We start from the raw sequence: 14340 nt of genomic DNA, 5'->3' as shown, positions 1-14340 counted from the left end.
AGTGGGGAGCGGAGCGGGGTTGACCTCCAGCCCACTCCCCACTGTTTACTTACAGCGCGGCGACCACCTGCGCGACCGGGGTGTCCCCGGCGACCACCTCGAAAGTGCGGCGCACGCTGCGCGGCTCGTTGAGGCAGGCGAGGACCACGGCCGCCACGTCGTCACGGGCGATCATGCCGCGCGGGGCGGGCATCCCGGCGCTGACCCTGCTGGTGCCGGGGGCGTCGGTCAGGCCGCCGGGGCGGATGACCGTCCACTCCAGCCCGCTGGCCTGCACGTGCGCGTCCGAGATGGCCTTCACACGTAGCACGGCCGTCAGGAAGGGCGGCATCTGCTCGGGGCGGTCCACGCCCATGGAACTGACGACCACGACGCGGCGCGGGCCGCCCATCGCGGCGCGGCGGGCGAGTTCGTCCGTCACGGCGATCAGGGCGTCCCCGTCAATGGCCTGAAAGTTCCCGCTGGCCCCGGCCCCGGCGGCCCACACGACCGCGTCGGCGCCGTCCAGCACGGCCGTCCAGTTGCCGGTCAGGTCACCCAGGACGGGCTGCGTACCCAGGGCCTCCAGTTGCGCGGCCTGTTCAGGAGTGCGGACCAGCGCCCGCACCTGATGCCCGCTGGCGGCGGCCTGCGCGGCCACGCGGCGGCCCACACCACCAGCCGCTCCGATCACTGCGAGATTCATGCTCCGCAGGGTGCGCCCCTCGGGGCGGCGGGACCGCGCGATCTGCCACGGTTCCCCCGGCACCCCGCCAGAACGCGGAGGTCAGTTCGTGGATGCCGGCGTATCCTGCGGGCAATGAGTGAAGCTGCTCACCCCGAGAAGCCTGCGGCCCCGCCAGCCGCCACAGCCCCCACGGCCGAGCCGCCCGCCCCGCCCGTGATTCCCTGGGTGTACCGGCTGGTGGTGGACACCACGTACCTGCCCGTGATCGTCAGCGGCATGCACCTCGAAGTGCATGGCCGTGAGCACGTCCCGCCGCCCGGCACGCCCCTGGTGGTCGCCGCGAACCACGTCAGCGCCCTAGACCCGTTCCTGGTGGCGCGGTCGCTGCCGCCGGGGCGGTTCCTGCAGTTCATGGCGAAGAAGGAACTGTTCCTGCCGGTGATCGGGGACATCATCCGCGCCGGGGGGTCCTTCCCGGTGGACCGCAGCGGGAACGACCTGGGCGCGGTGCGCACGGCGCTGCGCATCCTGAAAGCGAACGGGACGGTCGGCATCTTCCCGCAGGGCACGCGCGGCGGGCATGAAATGCAGGGCGGCGTGGCCCTCATCGCTGCGAAGGGCCGCGCGCCTATCCTGCCCGCCGGGGTCAGCCGCGACGGGAAGCGCTGGATCATCCGCTTCGGCGAGCCGATCCCGCCCCGCGGGGGGATCAAGGCCATCACCGGAGAGCTGGGCGAGGTGCTGTCCACGCTGGCCGTCCCGGTCGGGCAGAAGCTGTAGCGGCCGGCGCTATACTCGCCGGTGACGGCTGCGGGGGGAAGTCCGGTGAGAGTCCGGCCCTGTCGCGCAACGGTAACTTCAGCGCAGTTGAGGAAGGCCGAGCACCCCCGCCGTTCGCGCCGCCCGGACCGGGCGGGCGTGGCTTGACCCCTCGCGGACTGGGGGCACGCCGTGAGCGCCCCCACCGCGCGGGGCCTGCCACGGACACTGTGTTTCCCGCCGCCGCCCCCACCCGGGCGGCGCGTTTCGTTGCCGGAGGGCAAGGAGTTCCCCATGAAAGGCATCCTGACCCTGATCACCCTGAGTGCCGCCCTGAGCGGCGCCGCAGGCGCCACCACCTACCCCCTGACCATCACCGACGACCTGGGCCGCAAGGTGACCCTGAAAGCCGAGCCGAAGCGGATCGTCAGCGTGCTGCCCAGCACCACCGAGACCGTGTGCGCCCTTGGCCTGTGCGACCGCCTGGTCGGCGTGGACGACTACAGCGACTTCCCGCAGCAGGCGACGAAACTGCCCAAGGTCGGCGGCCTGTACAACCCGAACATCGAGGCGATGGTGGCCCTGAAACCCGACGTGGTGCTCGTCAGTCAGTACGGGAAGCTGGCCGAGCCGCTGACGCAGGCGGGCGTGACCGTGATCGCCGTGAACCCCGAGACGTACGACGAGGTGTTCACGAAGACGGCGCTGCTCGGGAAGATCCTGAACCGCGAGGCGCAGGCCAGGGCCCTCGTCGGGAAGATCAAGGGCGACATCGCGCGCGTGGAGATCCTCACGAAGAACGCCGTGCGCAAACCCACCGCGTACTTCGAGATCGACCCCACCCCGTACTCGATCGGCCCGAACTCGTTCATGGGCGTGCTGCTCACCAAGGCCGGCGCGCGCAACATCATCCCCGCCAGCATGGGCGACTTCCCCAAGGTGGACCCGGAGTTCATCGTGAAGGCCAACCCGCAGCTGATCCTCGGCGTGGACGCCAAGACGGCGGGCGCGCGCCCCGGCTGGAGCGGCATCAGCGCCCTGAAGACCGGGAAGGTCCGGGACATCCCGGCTGAACTGAACACCATGCTGGGCCGCCCGGGACCGCGCCTGGGGCAGGCGCTGATGGGCCTGGCGAAACTGATTCACCCGGAACTGTTCAAGTAAATGCAGGTCGCCGCGCCGCGCCGGGGGCTGGGGGTGGGCCTGGGCACGCTGCTGCTCGCGGCGCTGCTGCTGGCCGCCGTGGTCCTGGGCACCGGGCTGGGCAGCGTGACGATTCCGCCCGGCGAGGTGCTGGGCGCGCTGTGGCGCGGCGTGACCCGGCAGGCGCTGGAGGGGAACGACGTGATCGTGTGGCAGATCCGCCTGCCGCGCGTGGTGATGGGGGCGCTGGTGGGCGCGAGCCTCAGCGTGTGCGGCGGCGCGTTCCAGGGCGTGTTCCGCAACCCGCTGGCCGACCCGTACCTGCTGGGCGTCGCCAGCGGCAGCGCGCTGGGCGCCACGGTCGCCATCGTGGCGGGGTGGCCCCGCGCGCTGATCCCGGTGTCGGCGCTGCTGACCGCGCTGGTCGCCGTGGCGTGCACGCTGTCCCTGGCGCGCGAGGGGCGCCGTTTTCCGCCCACGCGGCTGATCCTGGCGGGCGTGGTGGTGGGCAGCGTCCTGAGCGCCGCGACCACCGCGCTGATCCTGCGTGGCGAGGACCGGGCGCGGCAGGTGCTGGCGTACACGCTGGGCGACCTGGGCTTCAGCGGCTGGCGGGACGTGCTGACCGTGCTGCCCTACGTGGGGCTGGGCTGCGGGGCGCTGCTGCTGCTGGCCCGCGCGCTGGACACCCTGCAACTGGGCGAACTGACCGCCCGCAGCCTGGGCGTCCCGGTTGAGCGGCTGCGGCTGATCGCGGTGATCGCCGCGAGCCTCGCCACGGCTGGCGCCGTCGCGTACGTGGGCGTGATCGGCTTCGTGGGATTGATCGTGCCGCACATGATCCGCCTCGCGTTCGGCCCCGGGCACCGCACGCTGCTGCCGCTCTCGGCGCTGCTGGGCGGGGCGCTGCTGGTCGGCGCGGACCTGCTGGCCCGCACCACGCCGCTGTCGCAGGTCGGGATCGTGACCACCCTGCTGGGCGGCCCGTTCTTCCTGTGGCTGCTGCGCAAGGAACGCCATGACTGACCTGTTGCGGAACACGACGCCACCGCAGCCGGAGGCGACCACCCAGGACGCCCTGGTCGCGCATGACGTCCACGTCCATGCCGGATCGTTCCCGGCGGTGCGGGGCGTGAGTGCCACCTTCCGGCCCGGCGTGTTCAGCGCCGTGATCGGCCCGAACGGTGCGGGCAAGAGCACGCTGCTGCGCGCCCTGCTGGGCCTGAACCCCGTCACGCAGGGCGAGGTGACCCTGGCCGGGCGGCCCCTGGGGGCCTGGAGTCGCGCGCAGCGGTCGCGGCAGCTGGCGTACCTCGCGCAGAGCGAGGGCCTGCCGGACGGGGCGCGCGTGCGGGACGTGGTGGCGCTGGGGCGCGGCGCGGGCGACTGGCGCTTCGGGCTGCTGCCCCGCACCCCCTGGACCCCCGCCGATGAGGCCGCCGTGGACGCCGCGCTGGACCGCACCGACACCCGCCGGTTCGAGGACCGCCGCGTGTCCGAACTCAGCGGCGGGGAGCGGCAGCGGGCGGCGCTGGCCCGCGCGCTGGCGGCCGAACCGCGCTTCCTGCTGCTGGACGAACCCACCAACCACCTCGACCTCGCGTACGCGCTGGACGTCATCCGCTACCTGCGCTGCGAGGTCGCGGGCGGCCTGGGCGTCGTGGCGGTGCTGCACGACCTGAACCTCGCCGCACGTGCCGATCACCTCGTGCTGCTGCATGGCGGGCGGGTGCAGGCCAGCGGCACGCCCCGCGAGGTGCTGACGCCCGCGCACCTGCACGCCGCGTACGGGCTGCACGTCAACGTGGTGCAGCACGCAGACCGCCTGCTGGTCATCCCCCAGGATTGAGCGGCGCCCACACAGGGCCGCGCAAGGAGAGGCATGCCCCCGAAGTACTTCCCCACCCACGGCCACCTGCTCATCTGCCAGGGACCCAACTGCCAGTCACGCGGCTCCGCACTGCTGCACAAGGCACTCTGGAACCACCTGGAACGCCAGTCGCTCGCTTACTACAAACGCGGCGGCACGCTGCGCCTCACCGAGAGCGGCTGCCTGGGCGCGTGCAGTTACGGCCCGGCGCTGTGCGTGTACCGCCCGGACCCCGGCGGCGCGGGCCTGGAGGAAGCGTGGTACGCCGCCGTGGACTTCCCACTGGCCGCGCGGGTGGCGCAGGCCACGCACGACCGCGCGCCCCTGCCCACCGAGCACCGCTACGGACCGGACGAGCAGACCTGACGGTCAGAGCTGACCGCACCGGTCAGGGGGTGGGCAGGTCCCCTGCGGTGCGGGGTTCGCGCATGGGTTCGTCGTTGTGTTCGCGCCGGAACGCCGTGGACTGTTCGTAGACGTGACGGCGGGCGCGCATGGCGCTGCCGAGCGGGCGGTGCGCGGCGTGGGCGTGCCAGGGGCTGAAGCTCAGGCGGTCGTCGGCGAACACCAGTTTGTCGGGCCGCGCGGGGTCCTGCGGGGGGACGTGCAGCCGCGCGACGGTCACGAAGGGACTGAGGGTCTCGTCCCAGCGGACCGAGCCGTCCTCGATGGGCATGCGGGTCTCGTCGGTGCACAGTTGCGCGCGCAGGTCCCAGGTGCCGCCCGACGCGCGGATGACCTGGGCGACGGCGGCGCGCAGGGCGTCGGCGCGGCCCGGCCCGAGGACGCGCACCGCCTGCCCGGTCAGGGCGCGCAGGTGCTCGGCGGTGGGGACCAGCGCCACCTTCGCCACGTACTCGCCCCAGCGGATGGGCAGCTGCGAGTAGTACGTCTCGCCCAGCGGGTGCGTGGAGGGGTGTCCGCCGAGCTGTTTCAGGGCGCCCGCCAGCGGGCCGCTGTCCGGTGCGATGCGCGCCGCGACCTGCGCGCCCAGCGCCGCCGCGACCTTGAGTTCCTCCGGGGCGTTCAGGGTCAGGCGGATGGGCAGCTGGTTGTTCAGGAACCCGCCCGCGTCCTTCGCGGCGAACACGGGGCCGTTGTTCAGCAGGAAGTCCTGCGTGACCTCGCCCGCGTGCCCGTCCACCATGACCTGCCCGGCCGGACCCACGACCTTCAGGGCCAGCGCGCGCGGCGTGGACACGCTATCCGGCAGGATGTCGCCGGGCGGGGTGGACAGCCGCACGGCCGCCGGGTAACGCCCGGGCGCGGCGAACAGCCCCTGCGCGAGGTGGTGTGGCAGGTCCGGGACCTCCAGTTCCCCGATCAGCAGGCCGTGACCCTTGCTGTGCACGGGGCGCACCGCGTGGTGGTAGCGGGTGTGGAACGCCTCGCTGTAGCCCTGCATGACGCGGGCCAGCTGCGCGAAGGTGCGCGCCTCGTCGGGCTGCGGGCGTTCCAGGTCGTCGCGGTACCGCACGAAGTCAGGGCTCATAAGGACTCCGACTGAATGGTTTGCCAAAACCGTTCAGTTCGAGCGGATGAGAGTTGGAGCGGAACGGGTTCCGGGCGTGGCGTGGGCAACCCGGTGGCCTTCCGGGTTGAGGGCGAAACAGACGGAATCCGTATCATGCCGCGAGCCTATCGGTCCCCGTGCCGCCACCGCCTTGAGCGAACATGAAGAAGGGCCGACGCACCGGCCGGCCCCCCTTCTTCCCGCGGACGGTCAGCCGCGCACGACCTCCAGTATCCGGTCGCCGTACTTGCCCAGGCGGGCCTGTCCCATGCCCTTGACCTCGCGCAGGTCGTCCAGGGTGTACGGGACGCGGCGGGCGATCTCGGCCAGGGTGGCGTTGCTGGCGATGATGAAGCGGCTGATCTCCTGGCGTTTCGCCTCGGCGTTGCGCCACTCGCGCAGGCGGGCGTAGATGGCCAGCTGCCCGTCGGTGAGGTTCGCGGCCGGGTCCTCCTTCCCGCCGGGCAGGTCCGGGGGCAGGATGACCGGGGCGGGTTCGGGGGTGGGTTCCGGTTCGGGCTGGGCGTCGGCGGCGTCGGGGCGCTCCTCGGCGGCCTGCTCCTCGGTGGGCTGGGCCTGTTCCTCGACGGCCTGATGGCGCACGTCCGGCACCTGCGGGAGGTTCGGGGCGTTGGGTCCGCTGCTGACCGGGGTGGGCAGTGGACCGGCCCCCTGCACGGGCGAGTCGCTGAACACGATCTCCGGCTCCCAGGTCTCCTCCGGCTCCGCCTGGGGGGAGGGCGCCGGGGCGGGTGCCGCGACCGGGGTGGGCGTGCTCACGGGGGCAGCAGCGGCGGGAGGCTCGAAGGTGAAGCGTTCGGGCACGTCCGGCTGGGACGGGGTGCTGGGTGCGTCGGGCTGCTCGCCCCGCTGGGCGGGCACGGGTGGGCGGAAGTCGCGGCGTTCGAAACGGTCGCGGCCGCCCCGGTCGCGGCGGTCGTCCCGCCGGTCGTCGCGGCGCCCGCCGCGTTCACGGCGCTCGAAGCGGTCGCGGCTCTCGCGGCGTTCCCGGAACTCCGGACGGCCCTCGGTGCGGGGGTCGCCCCGGCCCTCCTCGTCGGTCGCTTCGGCCTGTGTCGTGGTGTCCGGGTCTGCGGGGCCCTGCGTGTCGGCCTCGCCGCGCAGGAGCGTCAGGGCGGCGCGCGTGTCCTCCAGGCCGGGCGTGATCAGGACGCCGCCCGGCACGCTGCGCGCGGCGGTCAGCACGCCGCCCAGCGGAGCTTCGGTGTCCGCCGCGGCGTCCGGCGCGAGCAGCAGCGCGGTTGGCCCGGCGGGCTGCGCCGCGCCGCCCAGCTGCTCCGCCAGTTGCGTGGTCGTGCGGGCCGCGCGCGCCAGCCGCAGCGGCAGGGTCGCCACGTCCCGCAGGGCCAGCGCGACGCTCAGGTCACTGGGCGCGGCGGCCAGCGGGGCGGGGGCGGCGCCCGTGCCGAACAGGGCGCTCAGGGGGGCGTCGCCGTGCCCGGTCAGGGTCACGCTGTCGCGGTACGCGACGAGCCGCGCGCCCTGCGCGAGCCACGTCCCGCCGGGGGCCAGGGTGGCGTCCACGATCACGGGCACCCCGGCGCGGCGGGCGCGGTCCAGTTCGGCCGGGGTGGGTTCCAGCAGCCACACGGCGCGCGCGCCGCGCCAGTCGGCGTCGGCGCTCGCGGCGGCCAGTCCGGCGGCGGCCAGCGCCTCGCGGTTCACGCGGACTCGGGCGTCCACGCGCAGCGTTCCGGCGCCCAGTGAAGCGGCCAGCTGGCGGGCCAGGGCCGTCTCGTCACGCAGCAGCAGGCCCCACGCGGCGCCCTCGAGGTCAGCGAGCGCCCCGGCAAGGCGGGCGTGCGGATCGCCCCGCCCGGCGTGCAGGCGCACGAGCCGGGCGTCAGGACGAACGGAAGTCACGGGATCAGTCATGCCCATCATTCTGACGCACCGCGCACGCCGCGCGCCGCCACACGACCGTGGGACCTCCCTTCACGTTCGCTGTCCGCCCGGTCACCTGCGGCAACCTGGGCGGTGCGGGGCGCGTAGGGTGCTGGCGATGCGTCCTCTCCTCCTGACCGGCCTGCTCCTCTCCTCTTCCCTGTTCACCCCGGCGGGCGCGCAGTCGGCTCCGGCAACGGGAACGGCGACCACACTGCGCCTGAGTGCCCCGGTGGGCACCACCGTCGAGCAGCGCTCGACCCTGACCAGCGTCCTGAAGGTCAGTGACGTGAAGGTCACCGCCCGTCCCGGCGCGAACGTCCCGCAGAAGGAACTGGACGCCGTGCGGACCTCCTTCCAGGGGATGGGCGGGCAGACCACGACCATCACCGGCAAGAGCTTCACGCGGGTCGCCGCGCGCGACGCGCTGGGGGGCGTGACCCTGCAACAGACCCTGATCCAGACCATTCCGGGACTGCCGAAGGCCCTGACGACGAAGGCCACGCAGACGCTCGACGCGAACGGGACGCTGACGGACCTGAAGCTCAGCAGCGACAACGCGGACGTGAACCGCCTGTACCAGCAGATGAACCTGAATGAACTGATCCGCGCGTCGAACAGCAGCGGCACGGGACCGCAACTGATCGGCCTGCCCCTGACCCCCGGCCAGAGCCGCGAAACCCGGCAGGAGGTGCCGCTCGACAGCATGATGGGCGCGCTGCTGGGTCCGATCCTGCAGGACCCGGACTCGGACGTGGACCCCGCCACGCTGACCAGCACGCCCCTGGCCGTCACCAGCCGCCTGACCTTCACCGGGCCGGACGCCGCCGGTCGGCTGCGCTTCACGCAGACCGGGACGTTCGGCGCGTGGCAGACGAGCGTGAAGGACCGCGCCGGGCAGGTCCTCTTCCAGATGAATGTGACTGGCGGCTCAGTGAAAGGCGAGTCCCTGGCCCGCCCCGACGGGCTGACCGTCAGCAGCAGCGTCCGCACGACCATGCAGATGCGCATGCTCATGACCCTGGACGACATGCAGATCAGCGCCACGCTGACGCAGGACCAGACGATCACGCTGCGTCAGCCCTGAGCGGCGCAGGGTGGCGCGTGGGGCGCGCAACGCCCCTGCAACGCGTGCCCGCCTAGGCTCCTGGCAGGTGGCCTGCGCCACCCCAGGAGGTTTCCCATGCGTACCCGGCTCCGTTCCGCCCTGATCTGCTCACTGCTTGCCGCGCCCGCCCTGAGTGGCTGCGGGTCACTGGTCCGCGCCGCTGCCGACGGGCAGCAGGTGGCGGCGCTGCCCATCGCCGGACAGGACGTCGGCGGGGAGGTCACGCCCGTCCCCACCCCGCAGGCACTCTCGCCGCAGGCCGTGGCCTCCGGCACCCTGACGTACGCGGCGACGTTCGACGACGTGTCGTACGAGGAGGTCGTGTCGCGCGTCGGCAACCCGTCGAAACTGGAGATCCCCATGCAGTTCGCCGGAGCGAGCTTCGCATGCGCGCCCACCGCCGCGCAGATCACCGTCACCCTGAAGACCTTCACGATGACGGCCAAGGACGCGGGCGGGCAGGCCAGCGTGGAGCTGATCCCGGCCGGCAGTGAACCCTGGATCCTGAAGATGAACCGGAACGCGGGCGGCACGTACGACCTCGCCAACCCCAGTCAGTACTACGGGCTGGGCGTGTCCTACACGTGGGAGGCCCTGTCACCCGTGATCGGCGTGAAGGCGGGCGGGAACACCCCGAACACCCTGACGATCAGCGCGAACGCTGCGGTGGACGGCGTGCCGGGCGTCTGCCTCGTGAAACTGAGATTGTCGCCCACCCTGAAGCAGCGCATCCGCTTCTGACCGACTCCCTGACCGGGAGTCCTTCGGGCGGGGCGGAGGCAAACACCCAGAGCCTTACAAACCCCGCACGCCAAACGCGCCATGCTGCGGGGAACGGAGGTTCACATGGCGCGTGTCACGCGGTACAGCAAGTTCGAGGGGGAACTCGATCAGCTCGACAGCAGCGAGTTGATGCAGATGATTCAGGAGGCGCTGCTGGGGCAGGGCATGAACGACCCGTACGACCCGGACCCGAACGCGCGCCCCAGCATGGACGACCTGTTCGACGCGATCCTGCAGGCGCTCGCGGAGCGGAACATGATCCCCGAGGAGCAGCTGATGGAGGCCATGCAGGCCGACGACATCCGCGAGACCGGGCTGGGCCAGCAGATCCAGCGGCTGATGGACAAGTTGCAGCAGGACGGATTCATCCGCAAGGAGTTCGAGGATGGCGAGGGGGGCGGCGCGGGTGATCCCGGCGACGCGAAGTTCCAGCTGACCGACAAGAGCATCGATTTCCTGGGGTACAAGAGCCTGCGGGACCTGATGGGCGGCCTGGGGCGCAGCAGCGCCGGGTCGCACGACACGCGCGAGTACGCGTCGGGCGTCGAGATGACCGGTGAACTCAAGGGGTACGAGTTCGGGGACACCATGAACCTCGACACGACCGCCACGCTCGGGAACGTGATCAGCAAGGGCTTCGACAACCTGGAGGAGTCGGATCTGGTGATCCGGCAGGCGGAGTACAACTCGTCGGCGGCGACGGTGGTGCTGCTGGACTGCTCGCACTCCATGATCCTGTACGGCGAGGACCGCTTCACGCCCGCCAAGCAGGTGGCGCTGGCGCTGGCGCACCTGATCCGCACGCAGTACCCGGGGGACACCGTGAAGTTCGTGCTGTTCCACGACAGCGCCGAGGAGGTCCCGGTCGGGAAGCTCGCGCAGGCGCAGATCGGGCCGTACCACACGAACACCGCGGGCGGCCTGCGGCTGGCGCAGCAGCTGCTGAAGCGGGAGAACAAGGACATGAAGCAGATCGTGATGATCACCGACGGGAAACCCTCGGCGCTGACGCTGCCGGACGGGCGCATCTACAAGAACGCGTACGGTCTGGACCCGTACGTGCTGGGCGCGACGCTGCGCGAGGTGGCGAACTGCCGCCGCAGCGGCATTCAGGTGAACACGTTCATGCTGGCCCGCGACCCGGATCTGGTGGGCTTCGTGCGCCGCGTCTCGGAGATGACGCGCGGCAAGGCGTACTTCACGACGCCGCACAACATCGGGCAGTACGTGCTGATGGACTTCATGACGAACAAGACGAAGATGATCAACTGATCCGGACTCCGGTTGAAAGGTGTGCAACATCTTTCAACCCGAGCGGATGCGAGGAGGGGAAAAGCGGGTTCCGGGCGTGGAGTGGGCAACCCGGCGTTCTTCCGGGTGGAGGGCGAAACAGACGGAATCCGTAGACGCGGTGCGCATTCAAGGGGGCGTGCGGCGTGAGGCGGCCTGCCTCTTCCCTTTTATGCTGCGGGTATGAACGTGGATCTGGGGACGGTGCGGGCGCAGCTGGCGCGGACGCCGGGCGTGCTGGACGCGCTCCTGCGCGGGTTGCCACAGGCGTGGGCGGAGCTGGACGAGGGGCCGGGGACGTGGTCGCCGCGTGGGGTGGTGGCGCACCTGTCGCACGCGGACCGCACGAACTGGCTGCCGCGGGCGCGGGTGCTGCTCGCGGCGGGGGAGGCGGAGGTGTTCCCGCCGTTCGACCGGGCCGGGCATCAGGCGGCGGAGGCGGCGCGGTCGCTGGATGAACTGCTGGACGACTTCGCGGCGGTGCGAGAGGAGAGCTTGGACGCGCTGGACGCCCTGACCCTGGGCGCGGCGGAACTGGGACGGCGCGGCACGCACCCCGAGTTCGGGTCGGTGACGCTGGCGCAGTTGCTGGCGACCTGGGCGGCGCATGACCTGGATCACGTCCTTCAGATCACGCGCACGCTGGGGGGCGGGTACCGGGAGGCGGTGGGGCCGTGGCGGGCGTACCTGCGGATCATGCGGCCCGCGTAGGCCACACCACGCAGGCCAGCTTCAGCGGATGCGTTCGCTGAGGCCGGGGGCTGCCTGGCCGCGCAGCAGGTCGGCGAGGACCTGCGCCCCGCGCACGACGCCCAGCGCGGGGCGGCTGAACAGCGCGTTGGCGTCCACCGCCCACACCTCTCCCAGCGGGAGGTCGGGCAGGTCGCGGGCGAACGTGACGTTGTCGCTCAGGCCGTACCCGCAGCACAGGACGACGCTCACGTCCGGTCGCAGGGGCGCGATCTGGTCCCAGGTGGCGCGGCCCGAGTCGGTGCCGGGGGTGCCCAGGACGTTCACGCCGCCCGCCCTCTCCACCTGCTCGGGCACCCAGTGCCCACCGTAGAACGGGGGTTCGGTCCATTCCAGCGTCAGGACTCGCGGCGCGTGGGGGGCGGGCTGGATGGCGTCCCAGTCGGCCTGCGCCTGCCGGGCGAGGGCCTCACCGGTCTCGGGGACACCGGCGGCGGCGGCCAGGGCGCGCAGGTCGTCCAGGATGCCCTGCACGCTCTTGCCTTCCAGGCTGAGGACGTTCGCGGCGGGCAGGCAGCCGGGCAGGTACCGCACGGCGTCCTGTAGCGTGCCGGGCGTGACGGCGCACACCTCGCAGACCCCCTGCGTGACGACCAGATCGGGGGCCAGCCGGTCGAGCAGTTCGCCGTCCACCTGGTACAGGGCGCGGCCCTCCCGCACGGCTTCACTGACGGCCCGGTCGATCTCGGCCTGCGGGGCGGCGCTGTCCACGATGGAGCGGGTCAGGACCGGCAGGTGCCGGGCGCGCGGGTGGTCGCAGGAGTGACTGACGCCCACCACGCGTTCCCCCAGGCCCAGGTGGGTCAGCAGGTCGAACAGCAGGTCGGTGGCGCTGGGCAGCAGGCTGACGATGCGGTGCGGGGCGGTCATACCGTGCAGGGTAGCCCGGGGACGGGCCGATGACCTGCCGGTACGGGCCGAGGTGATGACTCGCGCTGGTCCTGTGGAGGGCTCTAGCGGCTGGCCCAGAGTTCCACGAGGCCGCGCAGGGTCAGCGTCTCGTCGTAGTGGTCGATCTCGCGGCAGATGCCCTCAATGGTGCGCGAGAAGCCCCCGGTGGCGATGGCGACCGCCGGACCCGGCAGTTCGGCGCGGATGCGGCGCAGCAGCCCGTCCACCATCTCCGCGTACCCGAACACCAGACCGGACTGCAGGGCGTGCGTGGTGTTCTTCCCGATGGCGGTGCCCGGCGCCTGCAACGTGATGCGCGGCAGTTTCGCGGCGCGGCTGAACAGCGCGTCGGCGCTGACCTGCGCGCCCGTGGCGAGCACGCCCCCCAGGAAGCGGCGGCCCCGGCCGATCACGTCGAAGTTCGTGCTCGTCCCGAAGTCCACCACGACGGCGTACTCGTGGTGCCCCAGGTACTTCTCCGCGCCGAACAGGTTGCACAGGCGGTCGGCGCCGACGGCGTCGGGCACGTCGAGTTCCACGCTGACGTCCGGGAGGTTCGTGGCGCGCACCTCGAAGGCCTCCACCGCGAAGTGGCGGCGCAGCGCCAGCGCGTAGTTCTCCCCCAGGGGCGGCGCGACGCTGCTGAGAATCGCCGCGCGCGGCATGGGCGCCCCCGTCAACTGCAGCAGCCCGTGCAGGCGCATGGCGAGGTCGTCCGGGAGGTGCTCGCGGTTCGTGCGGATCCGCCAGGTGTTCGTGAGGTTCAGCTGCTCGTCGGCCAGTCCGATGACGGTGCTGGTGTTGCCGATGTCCACGGCCAGGAGGGGGAAAGCAGGCACGCCCCGCATTCTAGAGCAGTTCCCCGAATGAGGGTCCCGCGTGACGGTCCGCCCGCCCCCCACATTCGACGTTCTGCTCAGCGAATTTCAGCTTCTTCGGGTCTGGCCGGTGGTCAGTTGAACGCGGCGAGGTTCAGGGGAATCTGGTACGCGCAGTCGGTGTCCGCCTCGGTCCGCAGCAGCAGGGGCACGGTGTCGCTGGCGCCGATCCCGGCCTTGAGCGGCTCGAAGTAGTACACGAGCGTGCCGCTCCAGGTGCCACCCTCCTGCTTGAAATCGTTCACGTACGTGCTCTTCACGGGCGCGATCAGTTTTCCGTCGGGGCCCTTCAGGCGCACCAGGTACGCGCCGCGCGCCTTCTCCCCCGGCAGGCCGCGCACGGCGATGTCCACGCGCAGCTGCCCGTCCGGCAGGCGGCGCGCGGCGGACTCCTCGGCCAGCGCGGTTTTCACGTTGAGGTTCTGAAAGTTGTTCCGGGCGTCCTGCGCCTGGAAGTACAGCTGGTCCGCCTGTCCGCTCACGGTGAGCTGCGCGGGGCGGCTGCCCTTCGTGAAGTCGTCCGGTGCGGCCAGCCAGTCGGTGACGCAGGCGGCGCCGCCGTCGAAGGCGGTCACGGCGTCCTTCCCGGCCGTGAATGCGGCGCCCTTGACGGTCAGGTCCACATTCAGGTAGGTGGGCACCGGGTCGCGGCGGCCGTACGCGCCGTCGATGACGTTCTTGGCGGTGGTGTCCTCCAGTTTCGGCACCCAGGCGTGTGCGGGCGCGGCGAGCAGCGTGCAGAGGGTCAGCAGGGTCAGGTGACGGTTCATGGGGCTCCTTGGA

The 14340-nt window shown here is 72.0% G+C and carries 14 protein-coding genes and 1 pseudogene; 9 read left to right on the top strand and 6 right to left on the bottom strand.

The window, feature by feature from the left end; translation table 11 throughout:
* Positions 1 to 49: 49 nt before the first annotated feature.
* Complete coding sequence (locus IEY69_RS11605) at positions 50 to 685, bottom strand: SDR family oxidoreductase (RefSeq protein WP_189073301.1); 636 nt, start codon at positions 683 to 685, stop codon at positions 50 to 52.
* 114 nt (positions 686 to 799) lie between these two features.
* Here IEY69_RS11605 and IEY69_RS11600 point away from each other — a divergent pair, with 114 nt between their 5' ends.
* The 5 genes and pseudogenes from IEY69_RS11600 (at position 800) to IEY69_RS11580 (ending at position 4805) form a co-directional block, all read left to right on the top strand.
* Positions 800 to 1447, top strand: a complete 648-nt coding sequence (locus tag IEY69_RS11600; RefSeq protein ID WP_189073300.1) for a lysophospholipid acyltransferase family protein — start codon at positions 800 to 802, stop codon at positions 1445 to 1447.
* A 273-nt stretch (positions 1448 to 1720) separates the two neighbouring features.
* A complete protein-coding gene (locus IEY69_RS11595; RefSeq protein WP_189073299.1) occupies positions 1721 to 2590 on the top strand; it encodes an ABC transporter substrate-binding protein in 870 nt (289 codons plus the stop codon).
* Positions 2591 to 3595 (top strand): FecCD family ABC transporter permease, encoded by a 1005-nt coding sequence (locus tag IEY69_RS11590; RefSeq protein WP_189073298.1) that lies wholly within the window; start codon positions 2591 to 2593, stop codon positions 3593 to 3595.
* Positions 3596 to 3704: 109 nt separating this feature from the next.
* Positions 3705 to 4418: pseudogene (locus IEY69_RS11585) on the top strand (ABC transporter ATP-binding protein); the annotation flags it as partial.
* Between the two features lie 33 nt (positions 4419 to 4451).
* Entirely contained in the window at positions 4452 to 4805 is a 354-nt protein-coding gene (locus IEY69_RS11580; protein WP_189073296.1) for a (2Fe-2S) ferredoxin domain-containing protein, read from the top strand.
* Positions 4806 to 4827: 22 nt separating this feature from the next.
* On the opposite strand, the gene IEY69_RS11575 is transcribed toward IEY69_RS11580, so the two are convergent.
* Together IEY69_RS11575 and IEY69_RS11570 are read right to left on the bottom strand one after the other, a co-directional pair.
* Positions 4828 to 5931: a catalase family protein gene (locus tag IEY69_RS11575; protein ID WP_189073295.1), complete on the bottom strand. Its 1104-nt coding sequence runs from the start codon at positions 5929 to 5931 to the stop codon at positions 4828 to 4830.
* A 231-nt stretch (positions 5932 to 6162) separates the two neighbouring features.
* Positions 6163 to 7848, bottom strand: coding sequence for an HRDC domain-containing protein (locus IEY69_RS11570; protein ID WP_189073294.1), 1686 nt, complete (start codon positions 7846 to 7848; stop codon positions 6163 to 6165).
* A gap of 127 nt (positions 7849 to 7975) precedes the next feature.
* On the opposite strand from IEY69_RS11570, the gene IEY69_RS11565 reads away from it, so the two are divergent.
* From IEY69_RS11565 to IEY69_RS11550, 4 genes are all read left to right on the top strand, one after another.
* Positions 7976 to 8944 carry a hypothetical protein gene (locus IEY69_RS11565; protein ID WP_189073293.1) on the top strand — a complete coding sequence of 323 codons (969 nt, stop codon included), beginning with the start codon at positions 7976 to 7978 and terminating at the stop codon, positions 8942 to 8944.
* 96 nt (positions 8945 to 9040) lie between these two features.
* A complete protein-coding gene (locus tag IEY69_RS11560) occupies positions 9041 to 9706 on the top strand; it encodes a hypothetical protein (protein WP_189073292.1) in 666 nt (221 codons plus the stop codon).
* Positions 9707 to 9811: 105 nt separating this feature from the next.
* Positions 9812 to 11020 (top strand): vWA domain-containing protein, encoded by a 1209-nt coding sequence (locus tag IEY69_RS11555; RefSeq protein ID WP_189073291.1) that lies wholly within the window; start codon positions 9812 to 9814, stop codon positions 11018 to 11020.
* Between the two features lie 201 nt (positions 11021 to 11221).
* The gene (locus IEY69_RS11550) at positions 11222 to 11749 is read left to right on the top strand and encodes a DinB family protein (RefSeq protein ID WP_189073290.1); all 528 of its coding nucleotides are present in this window, start codon (positions 11222 to 11224) and stop codon (positions 11747 to 11749) included.
* A gap of 21 nt (positions 11750 to 11770) precedes the next feature.
* On the opposite strand, the gene IEY69_RS11545 is transcribed toward IEY69_RS11550, so the two are convergent.
* The 3 genes from IEY69_RS11545 to IEY69_RS11535 all read right to left on the bottom strand — a co-directional run bounded on the left by IEY69_RS11545 (position 11771) and on the right by IEY69_RS11535 (position 14327).
* On the bottom strand, positions 11771 to 12658 hold the full coding sequence (locus tag IEY69_RS11545; protein WP_189073289.1) for a TroA family protein: 888 nt from the start codon (positions 12656 to 12658) through the stop codon (positions 11771 to 11773).
* Between the two features lie 83 nt (positions 12659 to 12741).
* Positions 12742 to 13518 (bottom strand): type III pantothenate kinase, encoded by a 777-nt coding sequence (locus IEY69_RS11540; protein WP_062157397.1) that lies wholly within the window; start codon positions 13516 to 13518, stop codon positions 12742 to 12744.
* A gap of 113 nt (positions 13519 to 13631) precedes the next feature.
* Complete coding sequence (locus tag IEY69_RS11535; protein ID WP_189073288.1) at positions 13632 to 14327, bottom strand: hypothetical protein; 696 nt, start codon at positions 14325 to 14327, stop codon at positions 13632 to 13634.
* Positions 14328 to 14340 lie beyond the last annotated feature (13 nt).

Origin of the sequence: Deinococcus sedimenti (assembly GCF_014648135.1) — a bacterium.
Classification (GTDB): Bacteria; Deinococcota; Deinococci; order Deinococcales; family Deinococcaceae; genus Deinococcus; species Deinococcus sedimenti.
This window is presented reverse-complemented; position numbering and strand designations above follow the sequence as displayed.